Annotated in this window: 28 protein-coding genes; 14 read left to right on the forward strand and 14 right to left on the reverse strand. The window is 70.7% G+C overall.

All coding sequences use genetic code 11. The features are described from left to right. Nucleotides 1-253 precede the first annotated feature (253 nt). From F4554_RS08925 to F4554_RS08940, 4 genes are all read right to left on the reverse strand, one after another. The gene (locus F4554_RS08925; protein WP_179786951.1) at nt 254-1,123 is read right to left on the reverse strand and encodes a TIGR03621 family F420-dependent LLM class oxidoreductase; all 870 of its coding nucleotides are present in this window, start codon (nt 1,121-1,123) and stop codon (nt 254-256) included. A 307-nt stretch (nt 1,124-1,430) separates the two neighbouring features. Beyond that, the gene (locus tag F4554_RS08930; protein ID WP_179786952.1) at nt 1,431-2,111 is read right to left on the reverse strand and encodes a GAF and ANTAR domain-containing protein; all 681 of its coding nucleotides are present in this window, start codon (nt 2,109-2,111) and stop codon (nt 1,431-1,433) included. Nucleotides 2,112-2,552: 441 nt separating this feature from the next. Continuing rightward, nucleotides 2,553-2,912, reverse strand: coding sequence for an MmcQ/YjbR family DNA-binding protein (locus tag F4554_RS08935; RefSeq protein ID WP_337795935.1), 360 nt, complete (start codon nt 2,910-2,912; stop codon nt 2,553-2,555). Continuing rightward, nucleotides 2,909-3,361 (reverse strand): TIGR03618 family F420-dependent PPOX class oxidoreductase, encoded by a 453-nt coding sequence (locus F4554_RS08940; protein WP_179786953.1) that lies wholly within the window; start codon nt 3,359-3,361, stop codon nt 2,909-2,911. The genes F4554_RS08935 and F4554_RS08940 overlap by 4 nt, the downstream gene beginning before the upstream one ends. Before the next feature lie 138 nt (nt 3,362-3,499). On the opposite strand from F4554_RS08940, the gene F4554_RS08945 reads away from it, so the two are divergent. Further along, the gene (locus F4554_RS08945) at nt 3,500-3,841 is read left to right on the forward strand and encodes a DUF6191 domain-containing protein (protein ID WP_179786954.1); all 342 of its coding nucleotides are present in this window, start codon (nt 3,500-3,502) and stop codon (nt 3,839-3,841) included. Nucleotides 3,842-3,893: 52 nt separating this feature from the next. Here the strand turns inward: F4554_RS08945 and F4554_RS08950 are convergent, their stop codons facing one another. After that, on the reverse strand, nt 3,894-5,048 hold the full coding sequence (locus tag F4554_RS08950) for an adenosine deaminase (protein ID WP_238341247.1): 1,155 nt from the start codon (nt 5,046-5,048) through the stop codon (nt 3,894-3,896). 151 nt (nt 5,049-5,199) lie between these two features. Here F4554_RS08950 and add point away from each other — a divergent pair, with 151 nt between their 5' ends. The 4 genes from add (at nt 5,200) to F4554_RS08970 (ending at nt 9,298) form a co-directional block, all read left to right on the forward strand. Then, a complete protein-coding gene (gene add / locus F4554_RS08955; RefSeq protein ID WP_179786955.1) occupies nt 5,200-6,207 on the forward strand; it encodes an adenosine deaminase in 1,008 nt (335 codons plus the stop codon). Further along, nucleotides 6,204-6,953, forward strand: a complete 750-nt coding sequence (locus tag F4554_RS08960; protein WP_179786956.1) for an HAD family hydrolase — start codon at nt 6,204-6,206, stop codon at nt 6,951-6,953. Before add ends, F4554_RS08960 begins: the two co-directional genes overlap by 4 nt. 84 nt (nt 6,954-7,037) lie before the next feature. After that, on the forward strand, nt 7,038-7,490 hold the full coding sequence (locus tag F4554_RS08965; RefSeq protein WP_179786957.1) for an NUDIX domain-containing protein: 453 nt from the start codon (nt 7,038-7,040) through the stop codon (nt 7,488-7,490). Between the two features lie 104 nt (nt 7,491-7,594). Beyond that, the gene (locus F4554_RS08970) at nt 7,595-9,298 is read left to right on the forward strand and encodes a tetratricopeptide repeat protein (RefSeq protein ID WP_179786958.1); all 1,704 of its coding nucleotides are present in this window, start codon (nt 7,595-7,597) and stop codon (nt 9,296-9,298) included. Here F4554_RS08970 and F4554_RS33520 read toward each other — a convergent pair. The 3 genes from F4554_RS33520 to tsaA all read right to left on the reverse strand — a co-directional run bounded on the left by F4554_RS33520 (nt 9,267) and on the right by tsaA (nt 12,653). Continuing rightward, nucleotides 9,267-10,730 carry a CocE/NonD family hydrolase gene (locus F4554_RS33520; RefSeq protein WP_179786959.1) on the reverse strand — a complete coding sequence of 488 codons (1,464 nt, stop codon included), beginning with the start codon at nt 10,728-10,730 and terminating at the stop codon, nt 9,267-9,269. The two genes, F4554_RS08970 and F4554_RS33520, sit on opposite strands and share 32 nt — an antisense overlap. 340 nt (nt 10,731-11,070) lie before the next feature. Beyond that, nucleotides 11,071-12,060: an SDR family oxidoreductase gene (locus F4554_RS08980; RefSeq protein WP_179786960.1), complete on the reverse strand. Its 990-nt coding sequence runs from the start codon at nt 12,058-12,060 to the stop codon at nt 11,071-11,073. 158 nt (nt 12,061-12,218) lie between these two features. Further along, entirely contained in the window at nt 12,219-12,653 is a 435-nt protein-coding gene (gene tsaA, locus F4554_RS08985) for a tRNA (N6-threonylcarbamoyladenosine(37)-N6)-methyltransferase TrmO (protein WP_202889216.1), read from the reverse strand. Between the two features lie 118 nt (nt 12,654-12,771). Here tsaA and F4554_RS33965 point away from each other — a divergent pair, with 118 nt between their 5' ends. Both F4554_RS33965 and F4554_RS08995 read left to right on the forward strand, forming a co-directional pair. Continuing rightward, complete coding sequence (locus F4554_RS33965) at nt 12,772-13,248, forward strand: RNA polymerase sigma factor (RefSeq protein WP_179786961.1); 477 nt, start codon at nt 12,772-12,774, stop codon at nt 13,246-13,248. After that, the gene (locus tag F4554_RS08995) at nt 13,179-13,664 is read left to right on the forward strand and encodes a bifunctional nuclease domain-containing protein (protein WP_179786962.1); all 486 of its coding nucleotides are present in this window, start codon (nt 13,179-13,181) and stop codon (nt 13,662-13,664) included. Before F4554_RS33965 ends, F4554_RS08995 begins: the two co-directional genes overlap by 70 nt. 30 nt (nt 13,665-13,694) lie before the next feature. Here F4554_RS08995 and F4554_RS09000 read toward each other — a convergent pair whose 3' ends face one another. Beyond that, nucleotides 13,695-14,567, reverse strand: coding sequence for a class I SAM-dependent methyltransferase (locus tag F4554_RS09000; RefSeq protein ID WP_179786963.1), 873 nt, complete (start codon nt 14,565-14,567; stop codon nt 13,695-13,697). Between the two features lie 72 nt (nt 14,568-14,639). Between F4554_RS09000 and F4554_RS09005 the strand changes: the two genes are divergently transcribed. Beyond that, nucleotides 14,640-15,146, forward strand: a complete 507-nt coding sequence (locus F4554_RS09005; RefSeq protein WP_179786964.1) for a GNAT family N-acetyltransferase — start codon at nt 14,640-14,642, stop codon at nt 15,144-15,146. A 40-nt stretch (nt 15,147-15,186) separates the two neighbouring features. Next, the gene (locus F4554_RS09010) at nt 15,187-15,762 is read left to right on the forward strand and encodes a GNAT family N-acetyltransferase (RefSeq protein ID WP_179786965.1); all 576 of its coding nucleotides are present in this window, start codon (nt 15,187-15,189) and stop codon (nt 15,760-15,762) included. On the opposite strand, the gene F4554_RS09015 is transcribed toward F4554_RS09010, so the two are convergent. Next, nucleotides 15,714-16,310 carry an ArsR/SmtB family transcription factor gene (locus tag F4554_RS09015; RefSeq protein WP_179786966.1) on the reverse strand — a complete coding sequence of 199 codons (597 nt, stop codon included), beginning with the start codon at nt 16,308-16,310 and terminating at the stop codon, nt 15,714-15,716. The genes F4554_RS09010 and F4554_RS09015 overlap by 49 nt on opposite strands. Before the next feature lie 70 nt (nt 16,311-16,380). Between F4554_RS09015 and F4554_RS09020 the strand changes: the two genes are divergently transcribed. Then, the gene (locus F4554_RS09020; RefSeq protein ID WP_179786967.1) at nt 16,381-16,956 is read left to right on the forward strand and encodes a dienelactone hydrolase family protein; all 576 of its coding nucleotides are present in this window, start codon (nt 16,381-16,383) and stop codon (nt 16,954-16,956) included. A gap of 121 nt (nt 16,957-17,077) precedes the next feature. On the opposite strand, the gene F4554_RS09025 is transcribed toward F4554_RS09020, so the two are convergent. The 3 genes from F4554_RS09025 to F4554_RS09035 are packed head-to-tail and all read right to left on the reverse strand — an operon-like array spanning nt 17,078 to nt 18,242. Then, nucleotides 17,078-17,299 carry an HIT family protein gene (locus F4554_RS09025; protein ID WP_179786968.1) on the reverse strand — a complete coding sequence of 74 codons (222 nt, stop codon included), beginning with the start codon at nt 17,297-17,299 and terminating at the stop codon, nt 17,078-17,080. Between the two features lie 9 nt (nt 17,300-17,308). After that, a complete protein-coding gene (locus tag F4554_RS09030) occupies nt 17,309-17,770 on the reverse strand; it encodes an NUDIX domain-containing protein (RefSeq protein WP_179786969.1) in 462 nt (153 codons plus the stop codon). A gap of 52 nt (nt 17,771-17,822) precedes the next feature. Beyond that, nucleotides 17,823-18,242: a DoxX family protein gene (locus F4554_RS09035; protein ID WP_179786970.1), complete on the reverse strand. Its 420-nt coding sequence runs from the start codon at nt 18,240-18,242 to the stop codon at nt 17,823-17,825. A gap of 91 nt (nt 18,243-18,333) precedes the next feature. Here F4554_RS09035 and F4554_RS09040 point away from each other — a divergent pair, with 91 nt between their 5' ends. The 4 genes from F4554_RS09040 to F4554_RS31465 all read left to right on the forward strand — a co-directional run bounded on the left by F4554_RS09040 (nt 18,334) and on the right by F4554_RS31465 (nt 20,442). Then, on the forward strand, nt 18,334-18,951 hold the full coding sequence (locus F4554_RS09040) for a TetR/AcrR family transcriptional regulator (protein WP_179786971.1): 618 nt from the start codon (nt 18,334-18,336) through the stop codon (nt 18,949-18,951). A 32-nt stretch (nt 18,952-18,983) separates the two neighbouring features. After that, the gene (locus tag F4554_RS09045; RefSeq protein WP_238341249.1) at nt 18,984-19,583 is read left to right on the forward strand and encodes a nucleotidyltransferase domain-containing protein; all 600 of its coding nucleotides are present in this window, start codon (nt 18,984-18,986) and stop codon (nt 19,581-19,583) included. An 83-nt stretch (nt 19,584-19,666) separates the two neighbouring features. Next, entirely contained in the window at nt 19,667-20,287 is a 621-nt protein-coding gene (locus F4554_RS09050; RefSeq protein ID WP_202889217.1) for a class I SAM-dependent methyltransferase, read from the forward strand. After that, nucleotides 20,284-20,442 carry a hypothetical protein gene (locus tag F4554_RS31465; RefSeq protein ID WP_202889218.1) on the forward strand — a complete coding sequence of 53 codons (159 nt, stop codon included), beginning with the start codon at nt 20,284-20,286 and terminating at the stop codon, nt 20,440-20,442. The genes F4554_RS09050 and F4554_RS31465 overlap by 4 nt, the downstream gene beginning before the upstream one ends. Before the next feature lie 24 nt (nt 20,443-20,466). Here F4554_RS31465 and F4554_RS09055 read toward each other — a convergent pair whose 3' ends face one another. After that, complete coding sequence (locus tag F4554_RS09055; RefSeq protein ID WP_179786972.1) at nt 20,467-21,609, reverse strand: permease; 1,143 nt, start codon at nt 21,607-21,609, stop codon at nt 20,467-20,469. Between the last annotated feature and the right edge of the window lie 26 nt (nt 21,610-21,635).

The following is a 21,635-nucleotide window of genomic DNA, read 5'->3' on the forward strand; positions in this document are numbered from 1 at the left end:
CACGCCTTCATGGCCGCCATCTACCCGACCCAGCACCCACGCCTGCCCGAGCGTCAGGAGTAGGCCGGCCGTAGAACCGATCGGAGCCACCGGCACTCCAAGGTGCGTCAGGCCGGCCAGAGGTATCCGATCACGATCACCCGCTGCTGGCGTGGAGACCGGCGCCGTGCGTACGTACGTCGGCTGGTCGTTCAGGTCCCGGCCAGCTTGTCGACGACCGGGGCGAACGCCTCCAGGCATTCGGGGAACACGCTCAGGTAGCTGATGCCGTGACGTACCCGAGGGCCTGAACCTGCTCGATGATTCCTTCCACGCTTCCGAGCAGGAAGTACGGCGAGGCCAGGACCTGTTCGGCCGACACGCCCCACCGGGACGCCGCCACCTCGGCCGCGGACTCCGGATGGTCGGTCACCATGACGTACCAGATCAGTGCGCCGAGTTCGATGTCGTCGAACCGCTCACCGGCGGCATCACGGAGCCAGCCCACCGACTGGGCGATGCCGGCATCGGTCTCGTCCCCCAGGGCGAGCCCGGTCGTCAGCGAGGGAGCGAGGATGCCCACGACGTCGGCCTCGGACGCCGCCAGCTTCATGATTCTTCGGCCGGCGCCGCCGATGTGGACTGGTGGGCGCGGCCGCTGCAGGGGTTTCGGCCAGCCCTCCATCTCGGTGATCGTGTAGTGCTCGCCGTCGAACGTGAACGGCTCGTCCGCCCACAGTCCCTTCACGATCGCCAGGGCTTCGCGCAGGCTGTCGATGCGTGTACGCCGGTCGGGCAGGGTGATGCCGGTCTGGTCGTACTCGACTTGGTAGTAGCCCGCGCCGATCCCGAACTCCAGCCGTCCCCCGGACAGCACGTCGATAGCCGCCGCTTCCCGGGCGAGCAACGCCGGGTGACGGAAGTTGTTGCAGTAGACGAAGCTCCCGAGCCGAAGCGTCGTGGTCGCGCAGGCGGCGGCGACCAAGCCGGGGCCAACCGGGAACATGTCCTGGTTGAAGTGGTCAGCACTCAGAAAGATGTCGTATCCCAGCGTCTCGACTCGCCGAGCGTTGTCCTGAAACTCCGCCAGGTTCGCTGTCGTGTAGGAGCCCGTTCCGAAGCGGAACCGCCGATTCACAGCCATGCCGCACCCCTCCCGTACCGCAACGCGACTGCCCGTGGTCCTCGACGTCACTATGAGCCGCGGCCACCCCGTGGTCCACCTCACGAGACGGCGCCCGACTGACAGGATCAAGCCATGGCTGGCGGGAGGGAGTACCGAGTCGTAGCGACCGTCCGGCTGCGACCTGGCCGACAGGTTCGGGTTACTCGAGGAACTTCCTGCGCGGCACCAGAACTCCACCGCCGGCTGACGCCGCAACGCCCAACGCGATGGCCCTGGCCACCCTGGAAGGTCAGAGGTCGATCTCCAACTCGGACAGTTCCGTGTTCTACCGCAGCCGGATGACCTGCCGGGCGACCTCCCGCAACTTGACGTTGCGGCTCTGGGAACGCTTCCGCAGCAGGTCGAATGCGTGTTCCTTGTCGAGTTGGTGCCGCTCCATCAGGATCCCGAGCGCCGCGCCGATCTCGGTCCGGCTGGTCAGGGCGTCCCGCAGCCGCGTCGTCCGTCTGCTGAGGGCGAACGCCATGGCGAGCTGGGACGCGTACATGCGACCGGCGTACTCCGAACCAGTGGCGAACGCGTCCCGGCGGTCGGCGTAGAAGTTCAGGGAGCCGGCCATGCCGTCCCAGTCGAACATGTGCGCCGACAGCATGCCGCCGACGCCCAGCGCCACGGCCGCTGGGGCGAACGTCGGCCATCGCGGATCAGCCGCCATGTCGTTGACCAGGTGAACGGGCCCATGGCGCAACGACGCCACGCAGGGTCCCTCGCCGAAGCGGTACTGCACCGCGTCCACTTCCATCACGAAGTCGGCGGTGACCGCGAAACTTTCGAGCGCACCCTTCTGGTCTCGCAGCGTGACACCTGCCGCCACCGCGCCGGGCACCGCCGTCACGGCCGCCCTGGTCAGCCACGCGAGCGATGACTCGGGTGACTCGTGGGTCCACAGGGCGTGGGTCAACCCGTCGAGCGCATCCGCGAGCCGCTGATCGTCTGCCCCGTCCATCAACAAATCCCAACGCTGCTGTCGGATTCTCCTCGCCGTTCCCACCACCGGGAACTCGGTGGCCTCGGTCGAGGTTTCCGGAAGACTAGACCGGGTTCATCCCACTCGCTAACGGGGATTTGACGGCGTCGGTGCACCTTCGAACGGGTGTCCGAACGCAAGCTGATACTCAGGTGAGGCGCGCGGTCGCTGCGCTGAGCCCGATCCGCTGGACCACACGGAGGTCACCGCTCGCCAGCGACGGGGGAGCGCCGGGTGCAGTGATGTGATCCAGCGGATCGGGTGCCCGAACGCTACTCCACCGTGGTCTAACCGCGCACATCGGTATCGATCATGAAGTGGAATGTGGCCCACAACGGCCATTGCACCGTTCGCACGTCGAATTGAGCCGTGACAACGGCGAGTTGACATGACGCCATGCGGTCGATCACAAGCTGACGGTCATCGTCGGTGGGTGGGGATGCGGGCGCGGACGGACCTGGGGAGCTTGGCGACGACCAGTTCGTACGAATGGTCGATCATCCACCGCAGTTCGTCGTCGTCGACGGAGCCGTCCAGTTCGACGGTGTTCCAGTGCCGCTTGTTCTGGTGGTAGCCGGGGCGGACCGACGGGAGGCGTGCTCGCAACTCCAGCGCCAGGTCCGGGTCGCACTTGAGGTTCGTGCTCGGGCTGCCCTCGAGGGGTACGAGGGCGAACATCCGGCCGCCCACCTTGAACACCGCCACGCCCTCGCCGAAGGGATAGTCCTCGACCGCGCCGGGCATCCCGGCGCAGGCGGCGAGTACGTCGTCTCGGGTCACGACGTCTGGGCGTTGGTGTAGACACGGCGGGGTACGACGAGCACGGCGGCCCGCCGCTCCTGTGCCATCACCCGGTCGTAGGTGTCCCAGTCGTCGTGGGTGCCACCCGCGGCAGAGAAGACATCCCGCAACAGCAACCGAAGTGCCTCGCCGTCGACGTCGGGATGCGGGTCGTCGGGACCGATGATGTCGACGTCTCCCTCGACCGCCGCCCACTGCCAGCCGGTTCGGACGACGACCGTGGCCCGAGGATCGGCTCGCAGGTTGCTCAGCTTGCGGGAGCCGCCGATGGCGACGAGCCCGACCACCTGCCCGCCTCGCAGCGGGTGCTCCAGGACCCCGGCGTTGACCACCGAGGACTGGATGCCGCCGTCGCGCCGCAACGTGCTGAGCACGCACAGGCCGTGGTCGACCGGGATCAGCTCCGCGAACGCGGTGAGATCGTTCATGGTTGCGTACGCCCTTCTCCACCGTTGCCCCTGCACACCGGACCGACGTCTGGAGCCTACGAGCGGCCACCGACACCCGGGCGGAGTTACGTCGCGTTTCCGGACACCGATCGCCCGATCGCCGGTTACCGTGACCCTGTGGAGCTGGTCTTCGGGTTGACCATTCCGGCGGTCGTCGTCCTCCTTGTCGTCTTCTGGGCGTACGACAAGGTGCAGCAGCGCCGTGGCAGGAGGCAGGGGACACCGCTGTCGTCGACGTACCTGAACGAGTTCACGGCGCTGTTCCACGCCACCAAGCGGACCGAACTCGAGCACCGGGAGTCGGTCTCGCTGATCCGCGAGGAGGATCCCCAGGGCGCCCCGCCGGGACTCGGCGTCGACCTGGACCGCGGCGTGGTCGTACTCCGGCCGGACAGGTCCCAAACCCGCTCCGGTCCCGACTCCGACAACGGTCCGGCGAGCCGCTCCCAGCGCCCGTAGCGCGGCACGTCCGAGGCACGTCCGAGGCGCGACCGGCGCGAGCTCGCCGCGGTCACCGAGTGGCGCGGTCTCCGGCCGAGGTCGAGGTCCAGGTCGTGAGGTGGTCGTCGATCTCCGCTGTCAAGCGAGCCTTGACATCTTCGGGTGCGAACGACGCGGTGACCGCGTTCTTGGCCAGGGCTGCGATGCCGTGCTCGTCGAGGTCGAGCAGGTCGGCGGCCACGGCGTACTCACGGTTGAGGTCGGTGGCGAACATCGGCGGGTCGTCGGAGTTGACGGTGACCAGGCAGCCGGCGGCGACCATGTCCGCCAGCGGGTGCTCGGCCAGCGTCGCCACTGCACGGGTGGCGATGTTCGACGTGGGGCACACCTCGAGCGGGATCTGCCGCTCGGCGAGGTGGGCGAGCAGGTCGGGGTCGCGGGTGGCGGAGGTGCCGTGACCGATGCGTTCGGCGCCGAGGGAGTTGAGCGCGTCCCAGATCGTCTCCGGCCCCGTCGTCTCACCGGCGTGCGGGACGCTGTGCAGTCCGGTCGCCCGGGCCGCGTCGAAGTGCGGCTTGAACTGCGGCCGCCCCACGCCGATCTCCGGTCCGCCGAGCCCGAAGCTGACCAGGCCCGCGGGCGCCAGCCGGGTGGCCGCGTCCAGAGTGACGTCGGCGGCCGGGATCCCCGACTCACCGGAGATGTCGAAGCACCAGCGCAGGACCAGGCCGAGGTCGCGCTCGGCGGCCAGCCGGGCGTCCTCGATGGCCTCCATGAACGCCTCGCCGGGGATGCCGCGGTGGATGTGTGAGTACGGCGTGACCGTGAGTTCGGCGTACCGGATGCCCTGCGCGTGCATGTTCTCCGCCACGCCGTACGTCAATGTGCGGACATCCTCGGCGTCGCGGATCAGGTCGACCACGCTGAGGTAGACGGTGATGAAGTGCGCGAAGTCGGTGAACGTGAAGTACTCCGCCAGCTTCGCCTCGTCTGCCGGTACGCCTGCCTTCGGGTGCCGGGCGGCGAGCTCCGCCACGATGCGCGGGGACGCCGAGCCGACGTGGTGCACGTGCAGCTCCGCCTTCGGCAGCCCCGCGACGAAGGCCTCGTACCGGTGCGGAACGGCGTCCGGGAGGGCCGTCGTCGCTCTGGCGGGGTTCGGGGCAGCGGCCGGGGCGTCCGTGGAGGAGGCGGCGGAGGGGTGCGGCTCGGGCATCGCGGGCATGGCCGGGAGTCTCGCACAGCCGGCTGAGGCCGGGTCGCGAAGCTGACAGTAGATTGTCAGATACCCCTGCTGGGTCCCGCCTGGGAGGGGTTTATCCGCTCGGAACGCCGGGCCACCCTGTGTAACCTGCCCGCCGGAGGAGGTGCCGACCATGACCGACGAGCTGCGTGCCCTGCCCAAGATCGAGCTGCACAGCCACCTCGACTGCGGCCTGAGCTACGACGCCGTACGCCGGATCGATCCCCGCATCTCCCGCGAGCACTACGACCGGCACTTCGTCGCCCCGCCGGTCTGCGACTCCCTCGGCGACTACCTCACCTACACGTTCAACTACCGCGCCGTGCTGCAGTCCGAGCGCGCGCTGCGGATCGCGGTGGAGGACGCGTTCGCCCAGCTCGCCGCCGACGGTGTGGCGTACGCCGAACTCCGGTTCGCGCCGATGGTGCACGTGGAGGACGGCCTGTCCGCCGACGAAGTGGTCGCGGCCGTCAGCGACGAGACTGCCCGCCAGACCGAGGCGACCGGCATCGACGCCGCACTGATCCTGTGCACGTTGCGCGACTACGACGCCGAGCGGAGCCTGAGTACGGCGCGACTGGCGGTACGCCACGCCCGGATCGGCCCGGTGGCCGCGTTCGACATCGCCGGAGACGAGGCCCGCTACCCGCTCGACACCCACCTGCCGGCGTTCGAGCTCGTCGCCGACGCGGGCCTGGGGGTCACGGTGCACGCGGGCGAGGGCGGCGGTCCGGACAGCGTGACGGAGGCGCTGGACAAGACCACCACCCGGCGCATCGGGCACGGCGTCCGTTCGGTCGAGGACCCCGACCTGCTGGCCCGGCTGGCGGCCGAGCGCGTCCACCTGGAGGTGTGCCCGAGCTGCAACGTCCAGACCGGGGCGGTCGCGAGCTACGCCACGCACCCGGTCGGCGCGCTGCGGGCGGCCGGAGTGCCGGTGAGCGTCAGCACCGACACCAGGGCCGTCACCGACATCGACCTGACCAGGGAGTACGCCAGGCTGACCGAGGTGTTCGGTTGGACCCGGGCCGACTTCGGCGAGGTCAACCGCGCGGCGCTGGCCGCGAGCTTCGCCGATCCCTCCGTACGCCGGCGACTGGCCGGCATTCTCGACGACGCCTACCCGAAGGTTCCGGCATGACCTCGCCCACGACCCGCTCCACGAGCACCGACCCGACCGCGACCCCGAACGCGCCCGTGCCGCCCGGCCAGGTGCTGATCTTCGACGCCGACGACACGCTGTGGGAGATGAACCAGCTGTTCGAGCGGGTCATCGAGGACTACCTCGACTGGCTCGAACACCCCACCCTCGACCGGACGGCGATCCGGCGCATCCTGGACGACATCGAGGCCGCCAACGCCGTCGCGCACGGGTACGGCAGCAAGGTGTTCCTGCGCAGCCTCGGCGAGTGCCTGGAACACCTGCGTGCCCGGCCCGCGACCGCTCGGGAGCGCGCCGAGATCGACGAGCTCGCGGTGGCCCTGATCGAGCACCGGGTCGAGCTGCTGCCCGGCGTCGCGCAGACCCTGGACACCCTCGGCCGGCGCCACCAGCTGCGGCTGCTCACCAAGGGCGACCTCGAGGAGCAGCAACGCAAGATCGACGTGTCCAACCTCGCGCACCACTTCGCCGGCATCCACATCGTCGCGGAGAAGCGGGTGGACACCTACGTCGAGCTCACCGCCACCCACGCCCTGGAGCCCGCCCGCACCTGGATGATCGGCAACTCCCCGAAGTCCGACATCAACCCGGCGCGGCAGGCGGGGATGAACGCGGTCTTCATCCCCAACCAGCACACCTGGGTGCTCGAACACGACGAGGTGGACCCCGCCGACACCGGCGTACTCCGGCTGGACGCGTTCACCGACCTGCTCGACCACTTCTGAGCCCGTACGACCTCTGAAACCCGTACGACCTCTGAAAACCCGTACGACCTCGGAGTCCCCACAACCCGAATCCCGGAGGTGGCGATGCCCGGCCGGCGTGACCGTGCGCTCACCGAACCCGTCGTGTCGTGCGTCTTCGTCTGCCACGACGGCCACGGTCGGGTGCTGCTGGCCCGTCGCGGCGCGGGCGCCCGGGACGAGCCCGGCTCGTGGGACTGCGGCGCAGGGGCGCTCGAACACGGGGAGTCGTTCGAGGCGGCGGTGGCACGCGAGGTGAAGGAGGAGTACGCCACCGACGCACGGACGGTGACGACTCTCGGCGTACGCAACGTCCTGCGCGGTGAGCCGGTCTCGCACTGGGTGGCGGTCGTGTTCGCGGTCGCGGTCGACCCGGACACCGTCTCGATCGGGGAGCCGCACAAGTTCGACGCCCTGGGATGGTTCCCCCTGGAATCGTTGCCCGGACCGCGGCATTCCCAGCTGGACGACACCCTGAAGATGTTCGGTACGTGGCTGGCTACGGAACCAACGGGGTGACCAAGGGCCGAAGCGGTGAGATGATCTCGGGACACGCCCCAGCTCGACACGGCTCGGTGGGCTCGCCTCGGTGAGCTCGTCCCCCACGACCGGTAGGGAGCCTCGTGATCGTTCTCCGCGCTCGCATCACCTCCGCCCGGGTGGCGGCCAGGGTGGTGCCCGTGTGGGGTCCGGTGTGGCTTGCCGCAGTGTGGGTCCGGGCCGCCCAGCAGCTCGCGTTCCACTATCGGCGCGAGGAGGCGGCCGCGGCCGCGCGTTCGGGCGTGCACTGCTGGCGTGCCCTGGACGCCCGCCGGCCCGACCGGCACGGTGCCCCACTGGCCCGGGCCCTGGGCGTGCTCGCCGAACGCCTGGCCGATCTCGGCTCGGTCGGCGAGGCGCTCGTCGTGGCTGAGGAGGCGGTCGCGCTCGCCGAACGACAGGAGAGCGCGGACGTCGTGACGCTCGCCGCCACTCGGTCAGCCCTGTCCGTCGTCTACGCGCACGCCGAGCGGCCCGACGAGTCGCTGCTCGCGGTCGAACGCGCGGTCCACCTGCTGCGGCCGCTGGACGTCGCCCCGAGCCGGACCGCGGTGGCCGTCCTAGCCGCCGGGCTGAGCCGGCTGGGTGGCCTCCTGGCCGCCACCGGGCGCCACGAGGAGGCGCTGGCGGCCTACGGCGAGGCGGTGCTTCGGTACCAGCGGCTGTTCCGGCGGGGATGCTGGCGTTACACCGTCCCCTACCTCGGCGCCCAGGGCGAGCTGGCCCGCCAGCTGGGTGCCCTCGGACGTTATGCCGAGGCGCTCGAGCAGGGCGCCCGGCCGCTGGCGTACTTCCAGCTGATGGCCGGCGCCTATCCGGCCGAGTACCGCTGCGTCCAGGCGGCCCTGCTCACCGAGGTGGCGCGGTGGCGCGGCGCCCTCGGCCAGCACGCGGAGGCGCTGGACGGCGCCGACCTCGCGGTGTCGTTGTTCCGGCACGAGCTCGACGTCCAGCCCGAGCGGGCCGGCGCCGGTCTGGCGTACGCCCTGCGGTGCCTCGCCGTCCAGTTGCACGCCCAGGGCAGGCCCGACGACGCGATCGTCGCGCTGGAGGAGGCGGTCGCCCTCCGCCAACGGCTGGCGACGGGGTCGCCCGCCCAGCTGTGGCCGCTGGCGGTGCTGCTGGTGGAGTTCGCCGACCTCATGTGGGAGCTGGGCCGGCGGGTGCCCGCGATCCGGCTCACCGCCGAACGCGTGGCCGTCGACCGGCGGCTCCTCGCCGCGAACGTCGCCGGGATCGACGTCTCGGGCGCCGACACCGAACACGTCCTGGCCCGCGACCTCTACCTGCTCGGCGTCCGCTGCCGGGCGACCGGCCAGTCGGAGGAGGCGGCCCAGGCGGTCGAGGAAGCCATCGCGGTGCTGCGGTCCCGGGCGGCGAGGTTCGCGGACGACCAGGCGGTGCCGGCGGACGCCGTACTCTCCGACGACTCCCGGCACGCCGACGACGGCGGCGCCCTGCCCGACGACCCACGACGCGACGATCCGCGACGCGAGGACGTACGGCGTGATGACGTCCTGGCCGACGGGGTGCTGGCCGACGACGTCCTCGCCGACGACGCTCTGCTCGAGGACGAGCTGACCGGTGCCCGGCGGCTCCACCTGAGCGAGCGGGCGTGGCAGGACGACCAGGCACTACTGGCCGACGCGCTGGAGGAGATGGCACACCTCTACGACGCGCGCGGCTACCTCGTGGAGGCGTTCGTGGCGATCGACGAGTCCGTGGCGATCCGGGAACACCTGGCGTTCCCGCCGGTCAGGAACTCATCGGCACCTGGTGAGGCCTGAGGTTCTTCTGCAGGAAGCCGGTCACCTGGTCCTCCCAGGCCGCGATCCGGGTCGCGTACGCCTGCAGGCTCGGGGTGTCGGGCAGCTTCCACAAGGTGACCGTGCCCGGGGCGGTGCGCCGGTACAACTGGCCCGCCCGGATCTGTCCGCGCTCGGCGACCAGCAGCACCTTGTGCGGGCGCATCGCCCTGATGTCGTGCCGCAGGCTCCGCGGCGGAAGTGAGCCCCGAAGCACGGCAGCCGTGGCGTACTCGACGTTCTCGGTGACCCGTTGCAGCCAGCCGGTCGGCGTGCCCGGGATACGCAGGGTGTCGGCGGGGGAGCGCCGCCCGACGCCCTCCGCGACGACCGCGCGGATCCGGCCGTCGTGCACCGACGCGGCCATCGCCGCCTCGCCACCCCGGCCCAGGCCGATCACCCCGATCTTGGACCGGCGTACGCCGTAGTGGTGGGCCAGAAACTTGACCCCGGCGTAGATGTCGCGTTCGCCGGTCCAGCCGAGGTCCATCGCGTCGCCCTCGCTCAGCCCGGTGCCACGCGGGTCGTACAGCAGGACGCCGTACCCGTGGTCGGCCAGCAGCGCCGCCTGCGGGAGGACGTTGGAGCGGGTCATGCCGGCGTCGGGTGCCAGGACGACCGCGGCGGAGTTGCGGGACGGGATGTACCACCCGCGCAGGAGCACGCCGTCGGAGGTGTGCAGCTCCACGTCGTCGTACACGAACCCCTTGTCGCCCGGGTCGAGCTTGTCCAGCAGCGCGGGCGGCGGGTTCACCGCGGCCACGCCGGCCACGACGGGCGGCAGCAGCAGCGCTGCCGCGACCACCGAGGTGACCAGGACGGGCAGCCGCAGCCACCGGCGCAGAGTTCTGCCGTACGCCAGAACGGACGCCAGCAGCAGCGGGAGCCCCACCACGACCAGGATCACCCCGGCCATCGCCCGCAACGACAGGCCGTCGGCGCTCGCGTGCGGCAGCCCGATCCCGAACCCGGCGGCCACATCAACCAGCCCGACCACGGCGGCCAGCCTGGCCCGCCGGCGCGGTGCACCACCACGCTGGGCACGCAGGACGAGCAGCGCGGCGGCCACGATCACCAGCAGGCGCGCCACCCGGCCGAGGAACGTGCCGCCCGGCGCGAGCACGATCAGCAAGCCGACGGCGGACACCTTCGTCGCCTGGGGGAGGAACCGCAGCGGGGGTTTCGGCTTCCGCCAGACCGGGCGGTGCCCGACCCAGCGGCCCAGCCGCCGGAGCACCCGCCGCCGGATGGGTGTGCGCTTCGGCCGCCCGGCGCGCCTGCCGCGGCGGGCGTGCCAGCGGTGCTTGTCGCTGCTGCCCGGCTTGCCGGCCTTGCCGCGCTTGCGGCGTTTCCAGCGCTCCCGGCGCGACGGGCGTTCGGGGAGTTCGGGGCGTTCAGGTGCGATGACCGCCACGTCCGGCCTCCTTGCGGCGCGATGCCGGGTAGGAGGCACCCACCGACGGGGCGTCGCACGGACCATGTGGGGCTTGGTTCGAGCCGAGCCCGCCTCGGTCGGTCGTGACCGGACCGTCCCCCTCGCGGTGGTCGCGTACCTGAGTCGCCGGTGGGTGCCAAACCCACGATGCGGTCCGGGGCGCGGACAGACCCAGGGGACAAAGGTCGTCCGGAGGACCGGTCCGTCCCGGCCGGCTCGGGACGAGGGTCACGCACACACGACTCACCCGGGTCGGATGTGGTGCCGACCCGGGTGAGGTGCTGGTGCTGGTGCTGCAGGTCTGAGCGGCGGTGCGCGCCTACTGGCCGGCGGCGGCGATCAGCTTGTCGAACGTCGCGTTGAGGTCGTCGTCGACCTGCCGGCGTTCGGGGTGGGCGTCGTACCACTCGACGATCTCGCGGGCCCCGGCCGAGAACGGGATCGTCGCCACGTAGTCGGGCACCAGCGCCTTGACCTTGCTGTTGTCGAAGATCACCGAGTGTGCCTTGTCGCCGAGCAGCGCGCCCTCCAGCGAGGGCTCGGCCGCCACGATCGTGTCGGACGCGACGTGGACCAGGTTCGCCTCGACGCCCAGGGCGGTGCCCATCGCGGTGTAGATCTGGTTCCAGGTCAGCGACTCGTCGGAGGTGATGTGGAAGCTGTCCCCGACGGCGGCCGGCTGTCCCAGCAGACCGACGAACGCCTTGGCGAAGTCGACGTGGTGTGTCAGCGCCCACAGCGAGGTGCCGTCACCGTGCACCACGACCGGCAGGCCGCGGCGCATCCGGTCCAGGTCGGTCCAGTTGCCGGTGAGCGGGATGGCGGTGCGGTCGTAGGTGTGGGACGGACGCACGATCGTGGCCGGGAAGCCGTTGTCGCGGTACGCCTCGACCAGGAGGTTCTCGCAGGCGATCTTGTTGCGGGAGTACTCCCAGTGCGGGTTGCGCAACGGCGTCGACTCCACGATCGGCAGCCGGGCCGGGGGAGTCTGGTACGCCGAGGCGGAGCTGATGAAGACGTACTGCCCGGTGCGGCCGGTGAACAGCTCCACGTCGGTGCGCACGTGGTCCGGGGTGAACGCGACGAAGTCGACCACCACGTCGAACTCACGGTCGCCGAGTGCCGCCCGTGCCGACTCGGGGTCGCGGATGTCGCCCTGAATCACCTCGGCGCCCTCGGGCACGGAGCGGATCGAGGTCGAGCCGCGGTTGAGGATGGTGAGGTCGACACCGGACTCGACGGCGCGGGCGCCGCACGCCGAACTGATGATGCCGGTACCGCCGATGAACAAGACCTTGAGCGACGTCATACGGTCGGAGACTCCTCTGCTCGCTCTGCTCGCGGGCCCCTGAGCGCCGGGGTGGCGTACGGGTCTGGCCCTGCCATCCTTCCACCGCGCGACCGGAGTCGCTTCGGCCGCTTCCGGTGCTGGTCGCCGGCGTCGCGGCTCTGCTCGGCGGTCGGCGGTCAGCGGTCGGTGCCCGGGTCGAGCACCGGCTTCAGGTCCAGGACCGGGGTGCCGTCCAGCGCCTCCAGGTCGGCCACCCGGATCCGGAGGCCGTCCACGGTAAGGATGCGCACCCGGTGCAGGCCGATCGGGTTCGGGCGGTCCGGTGAGCGGGTGCTGAAGACGCCGGTGAGCGGCCTGGTCCGGTCGTCGCGCGGATGGACGGCGAGGACGTCCCGGTCGGCGCGGTGCAGCCACGTGAGTACGAGGACGTCGGTGCCGGGCCGTAGATCGTGCAGGCCGTCCTTGACCTCTGGCACGAACACGAGGGTCGCCTCAGGTGCTCCCTCGTCACCCTGCTTGGGTGCGGTCGCCGGGTCCCGCAGCGGAGACTCCACCCGGCCGATCGGCCTCAAGTCGTACTGGGGACACTCCCCGCTCGTCTCCTGCTCCACCGGGTTGCCTTCCTGTGCTCGGCGCTCGAACCACCTGCGTTCTGCCGTATCGTGCCCGATTCCGGTCACCGGTCCCGCACGGAGCTAACCTGCGCGACCCCCAACCGCACTATGGGGCATGTCCCAGTCCGGTTCGGCAGTCGACGGGCCCGACGACGATCCCGGAGAGGATGTGGCGGACGCTGCGGACGACGTGCTGGTCGTCCGTGCGCGGGCAGGTGACAAGGCGGCGTTCGCCGCGCTCGTCCTTCGCCACGGCGACCAGGCGCGCCGGCTTGCCGAACGCGTGCTGAACGACCCCGACCTTGCCCGGGACGCGAGCCAGGAAGCGATCGTCGTGGCACTGGTGAGCCTTGGGCGACTTGCCAACCCGCGCAGCTTCGGGCCGTGGCTGGGTGGAATCGCGTTGAACGTCGCCCGTCGCTGGCTGCAGGAGTTCAGCAGAAGGCGCTGTCAAGGCGCGCTTGCACCAGGCGCGAGCCGCGCTCGCAGCCACTGTCCGAAACGTCGACACAGCCGCGTTGGGTGGACGTCTCCGTCGCCGGGATCCGGCGGCCCGACGGCGAGGACGCCGCCCTCAAGGTGCACGTCGTGATCCTGCAGGAGAACGGTGGCAGCAGGGAGCTTCCGATCGGCGTTCTCGCCAACGCTGCCGTCGCGCTGACCATGATCGTGGAGAGCGTGGAGATGCCACGCCCGATGACACACCAGTTCACCGCGAACCTGCTCGGCACGGCCGGCGCCCGGGTCACCGAGGTGCGGATCAACGAACTCGCCGGCGGCACCTTCTACGCGTCGGTGCTGCTGGACGGCCCGGCCGGGCAAGGCGAGGTTGACGCCCGGCCGAGCGACGCGTTGTGCCTGGCCTGCATCACGGGTGCGCCGATCCGCGTCGACGAGCGCGTCTTCGGCGAGTCGGAAACGACCGGCAGCAGCTATGAATGGCGCGCTTATCCGACCACCGAGTCCGACCTGGCCGAGGAGATCCGCCGCGCTTCGGGAGCGAAGTAGCCCGGGGTAGTGCCCGGGTAGTGCGGAACCTCAGGCGTGCAGGTGACCCCAGGTGACTCGTCCCTCGACACGTAGGTCGAGCCGGTCACCGACGCGGCCGATCTCGCCCGCCGCCACGAGGTCGTCGATCAGGTCGCGGATCGCCCGGTCGAACTCCGCCACCGTCGCCTCGCCCATGTGGGTGCGGGAGCCGCCCACCTGTGAATGCCGGGCCTCGACGAACTCCTCCACCGTCGGCCGCCAGACCTCGGGACCGCACGATCGCTCACCGAGCTTGGTGAAGTGGCCGTGGCGCTCCAGTTCGCCGGGCACGTCGCGCCGCCGGTAGTCGCGTACGGGGGAGTAGCGAGCGAAGATCTCACCCAGCCGGGAGCTCATCGCGGGCGGTCCGTCCCAGGAACGCTCGACCACGGCGAGCACGGCGTTCGGCGCCGACGCCCGGGCGAACCTCGGCAACGCGACGTCCCAGTCCATCCAGTGCAGGCTCTCGCCGGCGGTGATCAGGGCGTACGGCGGATCGAGTTCGGCGTCCTCGGCCGTGCCCCGACGCCAACACAGCTTGGGGTTGTCGCCTCCGGGAAGCTCCCGGCCACGCGCGAGCATGGCCGCCGACCTGTCCACGGCGTGGACCCGGTCGACCAGCGGTGCCAGCCGTCGCGCCAGCTCACCGGTCCCGCAGCCGATGTCGAGCACGGCCCGCGGATGGTCGCCGGCGAGGTCGGTCAGCTCGGCCAGCAGCCGGATCAGGTCGTCGGGGTAGGGCGGGCGCCGGTCGTAGACCTCGACGATCAGGCGGTCCTGGAACCACCCGCCGTAGTCCGCGCGACCGGTGCCCCCGGTTGTCCGGGCGCCACCAGGTTGAGTGCTGTCATTGCTGTTACCGCCGGCCGACTTCGTGGTCATGACTCTTTCTAGCAAGGGTCGTCCGGGAAGGCCCGTCCCTCGGCGTCGGCGGGCTGCCGTACGGTCACCGGCATGCCTACATGGACGATCAACCCGGAGTCGGTGGACGGGTCCTGGGTGGACGAGGCGATCCGGGAATACTTCACCGAGGTCGGCGCACGGATTCTCGGTCGCCCGGCCACCGACGACGAGTTGCGGACTGCCCTGGTCGACGACCCGCACCACGACCTGCGTCCTCCGCACGGCGAGTTCCTGGTCGCCCGGGATGAGGGTGGCGCACTCCTCGGCTACGCCGGGGTTCGGCTGCTCCCCGCCGTCCCTGGGGCCGCCGAGTTGAAGCGCATGTACGTACGCCCGGCCGGCCGCGGGGCGGGCGTGGGCCGGGGGCTGTTGCTGGCGGTGGAGACGACGGCCCGGAGGCTCGGCGCCGCCCGGATCGTGCTGGAGACGAACGACGAGCTTTCCGAAGCACGCTCGCTGTACGAGGCGCGCGGTTATCACGAAACCGTTCCGTACCAGGCGTCCCACGACGGCGCCGACCACTGGTACGCCAAGCCACTCGCGGCCGATCCTGGTTGAGCAGGCCTCGGATCCAATGGTCCCGGCCTACTCTCTGGGCATGGAGGATGTCGGGGACGTGGCCTTCCGGGTGGCCGACAGCCAGGTAGCGGCGGCCGTCACCCTGGTGTACGAGCGGGCGACCGCGCGCCGGCTCGGAGCAGTTGAGCCCGTTGTGGCCGACCGGCGGCTGGTGGAGGTGCTCCGCGCCCGGCTGGACGCCCCGCGCACTGTGGTGGTCGTCGGCGAACGCGCGGGTGAGACGGTGGCCTGCTGCTTCGGGAGTCCGCTGCGGTCGGCTGACGGCGTTCCGTCCGAGGCCGAGGCGCACGTCAGCCTGGTCGCGGTGGCGCCGCCGTACTGGGGCCTGGGGTACGGCCGGGCCGTGCTGGCCTTCGCCGAGCGAGCCCTGGCGGCTATCGGCTACGAGGGCGCGCAGCTCCACGTGCAGACCGCCAACACCAGGGCGCGGAAGCTGTACGAACGCTGTGGCTGGACGCTGCTCGGCCCGGGCGGACCGCACAACGACGGCCCGCAGGCCGTGTACGGCAAACGTCTTCGCGACGCCGGCGCCCCGGCGGACGTCGGTCAGTCCGCGTCCTCCTCGGTGTCGGACGCCGGCGGCAGGGTCGGGTAGTCGGGCATCGGATAGAGGCCGACGGTGAAGCCGTAGACCGTGTCTCCGGAGCGAGGCAGCCGGTCGAACTCGTGGATCACCTGGTCGACCCGGCGCCAGAACTCCTTCGCGCGCTCCTCCGGTATCCGCGCGCGCCGGATGAAGGAACGCATGCGGCCGTCCTCGTACGCCGCGGTCGACTCCTTCGCCGCGACCTCGAAGTCGTTGAGGTCGGGCGGAAACGTGCTGCCGTCGGGGGAGTGCCGGCCGAGGCCGACGTAGAACATCCGTGCGGTGCGGCCGTAGTAGCGCTCCTCGATGGCCCTGACGCGCCGCGTGCGTACGACGCGCAGCAGACCGGCTCGGGCCAGCAGGTTGACGTGGTGGGCGACCGTGCTCTTCGGCCGCTTCACCGCACCGGCCAACTCCGTCACGGTCGCGGCCCGCTCGTGCAGCAGGCCGAGCAGGGTCGTACGCAACGGGTCGCTGATCGCCCGCACCTGCTCGGCGGTGGTGAGCTCGAGCCGGTCGTCGAGGTCGTAGTCCGGGGCGGGGGTATTGCTCGACATGGTTCGATCAGACTAGCATCGTCGATCGTTCGAGATATTTGGATCATTCGTGTCGAAAGTGAGCAGAGCCATGGCAGAGGTCGTGCTGTTCCACCACGCGCAGGGACTGACCCAGGGAGTGGAAGGCTTCGCGGCCGAGCTGCGCCGGGCCGGCCACACGGTCCATGTGCCGGACCTCTACGAGGGACACACGTTCGAGACCCTCGAGGAGGGCCTGGCCTACGCGCGGCAGACCGGGTTCGGGACCGTCGGTGCGCGTGGACTCGCCGCGGCCGAGGAACTCGGCGACGGACTGGTCTACGCCGGCTTCTCGCTGGGCGTCATGCCGGCGCAGCAGCTGGCCCAGACCCGCGCCGGGGCCAAGGGAGCGCTGTTCTTCCACTCGTGCCTGCCGGCGGCGGAGTTCGGCGCGTGGCCGGCGGGCGTTCCCGCGCAGGTGCACGGAATGGAGGGCGACTCGTTCTTCGCCGACGACGGCGACCTCGACGCCGCACGTGAGCTGGTCGGCTCGGTCGACGGTGCCGAGCTGTTCCTGTACCCGGGCAAGGAGCATCTGTTCGCCGACTCCTCACTGCCGTCGTACGACCAGGCCGCCACCGAGCTCCTGACGCGCCGGGTTCTCGACTTCCTCGACCGGATCCACTGAGCTCGCGGTCTCTTCGCGAGATGCGCGGTCGGCGAGCTGACGCATCACGGTCAGCTCGCCCCGCTCATGCCAGGCGAGGCGTCGCAGGAGTTTGACAGCCGTCCAGGTTCCGCAGGACTCGTCAGTGCGGATCGGCATTGTCGAGCGCGGCGGCGAGTACGGTCGCCTGCCGGGTCAGTTCCTCAAGCTCTACAGGGCTTTCCGCTCTTCGGGGATACCTGTCGCCTGGGCGGCGGGGCACGACGTGGAAGTGCAGATGAGGCACCGACTGGCCGGGTCTGCCGTTGTTCTGAAGGACTGTCGTACCGGTCGCGCCGAACGCTTGTCGGACCGCGACTGGCATGTGTCAGTTCTACAGGTCGGTCGCCCATTCGTGGATGACCAGCGGATCGGCCAGGAGTGAATGCCAGGACGACAGGGACGCGGACTCCTGTAGGCGTTCGGCGAGGGGACGTGGCCGCAGGTCCGCGGCGAGCAGGAAGCCAGTCGGAAGCCACACCGCGCGGTAGCTTCCCGATTCGGAGTCGACCGGGCTGTTCATCTCCGGCCCGTCACCGGTGCCGAACCTACCGCCCACCGAACGGGCGAGGAAGTAGCGTTGTTCGCGGCCGTGGAAGTGTACGACGGCCACCAGTCCTTCGACGCGCACGTCGACGCCCAGCTCTTCGGCCGCCTCGCGTACGGCCGCGTCCACGTAGTCCTCGCCGGGCTCGACCTGACCGCCGGGCAACACGTGATACCGGCTGCCCGATCGCACCCGCTCCACGGCCGCGACGCACTCGTTCTCGACCAGGATCACTCCAGCGCGCGGCACGCGCTCATGGTAGGCGAGAGTCCTGGGGGTGATCAGCTGTCAGAGGCGGCTGTCAGAGGCGACGGTCGGACGGACGCAGGGCCCACGACAGCAGGGCCAGGCCGGCGAACGCGAACGGAACGATGAGGCCGCTGGACGGCTGGTGCATGGCGACGTTCGATGCGATCGCGCCGACCAGGTTGATCATGACGCCGGCGTACGCCCACTCCTTCAGCCGGGGCAGGCGAGGGGCCAGCAGCACCACGGCGGCGGCGATCTTTGCCGTACCCATGATCGTGGCGAGATAGCTCGGATAACCCAGCTCGATCATCACCGGGTAGAAGGGCGGCATCCGCAGCAGGTCCATCGCCCCGCCGATCGCGCATTCGCCGACCACGAGTGCGGTGGCGGACCAGTAGACCCCCGAACGCCAACGGACTCGGGTCCGGGGCAACGGACCCGCCGGCCGGGACGCGGTTGTTGTTCGACTCATCGAGGAACCTCCCGTCGGGACCCGTCAACTCATATCGATACGGACCCGTTCTCTTAAGATGGAACGGTACCGTCTCGATGGAGGTGAGGCAATGTCTTCGGCGAAGCCGGCTGCGACGAGATCGGGGGAGCCGATCTCGCGCGGCGCCGGCGCCCGTCAGCGGGTGCTGCGCGCCGCCCTGGAGGTACTCGACGAACACGGCCTGCCCGGCTTCACCATGGAGGCGGTGGCCCGGCGCGCGAACGCCGGCAAGGCCACGCTGTACCGCCACTGGCAAAGCGCCGGCGCCCTCCTGATCGACGCCATGGACGCGACGTTCCAGCCGTTTCCCGAGCCCGACACCGGCCGGGTCGAGACCGACGTCGCGGAGCTGCTCACCGCGTTCGTCAGGCTGCTGGAGGAGACGCCGTTCCCGCGGCTGCTCGCCGCATTCGTCGACGCCGCCGAACGCGACCCCGCCCTGGCCGCCCTGCACGCCGACCTGACCGAACGCCGCCGTCAACCGCTCCTTGCCGTACTCGACCGCGCCCGCGAGCGCGGCCAGCTGCCCGACCACCTCGACGCGGAGCTGGTCACCGACCTGCTCACCAGCCCGTTCTTCTACCGCCGGTTCGTCGCCCACCGGCCCATCCCGGAAGGGATGGTCGACGACGTGATCGCATGCGTCCTGCCGACCGGGTTCCCGTCGAGGCGCTCCAAATCATCGTGACGAACGTGCCGTGCCGATGGCAGGCTTCCCGCATGAGTACGGATCTTGGGCCGTGGGAGCCGATGTCGGTCGAGGAGGTCGCCGGGCTCTTCGACCGGCTGACGACGCCGTGGTGGATCGCGGGCGGCTACGCGATCGAGTTGTTCGTCGGGCGTACGTTCCGCTCGCACGGCGACATCGACGTACTCCTCCTGCGCCGCGATCAAGCGAAGGTGCACGAGGTCCTGCGAGGCTGGGACATCCACGCGGCGGACCCTCCCGGCACTCTGCGGCTGTGGCTCGCAGGGGAGACACTCCCCGAGTCGGTACATGACATCTGGTGCCGCGAACACCCGGACGGTCCGTGGCGCGTCCAGGTGATGCTGGACGTGGCGGACGGCGAGGAGTGGGTGTCCCGCCGCGATCCGCGAATCCGCCGGCCGATCGCCTCTCTCGGTCTTCGCTCCGCGGACGGTACGCCGTTCCTCGTACCGGAGGTGCAGCTGTTCTACAAGGCCAGGGGTGCGCGGCCGAAGGACGAGACCGACCGCGCCGCCGCTCTGCCCGCCCTGGATCCCGAGGCACGTCGGTGGCTGGACGACGCGCTCGCCCTCACCGCGCCGGATCATCCCTGGCGGGCAGGTCTCGTCTGAGCCGGAGGCAGGCCGGGTGAGACGAGACCCGGCCCGGTGCGAAAGCGGTTGCGGCCCTCGGGCCGTAGCGATTGGGTGTGGGGATGGGAAAGCGCGCGGCCGAGGAGCTGCCCGAGCACGTACGCCGCAACCGTGAGGTGTGGGACGCCGTCCTGAGCGAGGGGTTCGCCGCGCGGGCGCGCGAGCAGTGGGCCGCCGACCCGCACTGGGGCCTGTGGGCTACGCCGCAGACGGACCTTCCCGTACTCCCCGCCGACCTGGCGGGCAAGGACGTCATCGAGCTCGGCTGTGGCACGGGGTACGTGTCGTCATGGGTCGCTCGGGCCGGCGGAAGGCCGGTCGGGATCGACAACTCGGCGAAGCAGCTGGCGGCGGCGCGGGCGATGCAGGAGGAGTTCGGGATCGGTTTTCCGTTGCTGCACGGCAATGCCGAGCAGGTGCCCTACCCGGACGCGAGCTTCGACGTGGCGATCAGCGAGTACGGAGCCGCCGTGTGGTGCGACCCGTACCGCTGGATCCCGGAGGCGGCACGACTGCTTCGTCCCGGCGGCGAACTCGTCTTCATGCGCAACTCCGACCTGCTCATGCTGTGCCTTCCCGACGACGGCCCGGCCGGCACCCGCCTGCACCGGCCACAGTTCGGGCCGACCGGATCGACGACCCGGACGGCGCGGTGGAGTTCCACCTGTCGCACGGCCCGATGATCCGGCTGCTCCGCAAGTGCGGCCTGGAGGTCGAGGAGCTCGTCGAGGTCCAAGCGCCCGAGGACGCGTCCACCGCGTTCGACTACGTCGACCTGGCCTGGGCACGCCAGTGGCCGTGCGAAGAGGTGTGGAAGGCCCGTCGTACCGGCGTCTGACAACCGTGCCTTGACACCTCGGCGTTACAACGCCCAGAGGGCGAGACCCGTCCCGATGCCGACGACCACGACGGCGCCGAGCACGGCGAGCAGGACGCGTGCCGGGAACGAGCGCCGCAGCATGATGAGCGACGGCAGGCTGAGCGCCGGAAGCGTGACGAGCAGCGCCCCCACCGGTCCCGCGCCCATGCCGGCGTGGAGGAGTCCCTGGATGATCGGGATCTCACCGGCCGTGGGAATGACGAACAGCGCCCCGGCGACGGCGAGTGCGACCAGCGCGAGAACACCCCACTCGGCCAGATGCCCGCTGATCGGGAACATCCACGCGCGGACGGCACCGAGTCCCAGAACGATGACGAGGTACTCCGGCACGAGCGTGAGCGACAGCCTGCCGAACGTCCTTGCGAACCGGCCCAGCGCCGCACGTGGGGTCACGCTGGTGTCGGTCTCCTCGTCCGCCGACCAGGTGGGTTCCGCGGTCGGCTGCGGGCTCAACCGCGCGACCAGAGGCGGGACGAGGAAGACGAGGAGGATGCCCGCCACGATCCGCACGCCCACCCACTGCAGGGGCAGCACGACCGCCATGAAGACGAGCACCGCCGGATTGAGCGTGGGGTTGCCGATCCAGTACGCCAGCGCCGAACTGGTCGGCACGCCACGACGGCGAAGCGATGCCGTCACCGGGGCGGTGCAGCAGGTGCACATCATCGAGGGCATCGAGAGCAGTCCGCCGGCCAGCGACCCGCCGAGGCGTCGCGGCCCGCTGGTGAGCACCCGGACCAGCCACTGGCGCGGGAGGAACGCCTCCACCGCGGAGGCGATGACCAGCGCGGCGAGCAGCGCCATCCACACCGACTTGAAGTACGCCAGACCGAACGACCAGGCCGCGTGCCATGAAGGCGCCGGTGGCGTACCGGAGCCGTCGGTGACCGAGGAGGTGGCGTCCAGTTTGCCGGTGTGGAGCACCCCCGCCGTCTTGTGGACGTACGGCAACCACTTGGCCCACGTCAGTGCGATCACCAGGACGACCACGAAGACGGCCAGCCCGACCAGCATCCCCTTCCCCGAGGGACCCGACGGCGCGGACGCCTCGGACCGTCCGGTGTCGGGCGGGGATGGCGGCGCCGGCCGAACGTCCCTTCCCGCGGCCCTGGTGTGTTCGCTCATGCGTCCCCTCCAGCGGTGCTCCGGGT

Source organism: Actinopolymorpha rutila, assembly GCF_013407855.1.
GTDB lineage: Bacteria > Actinomycetota > Actinomycetes > Propionibacteriales > Actinopolymorphaceae > Actinopolymorpha > Actinopolymorpha rutila.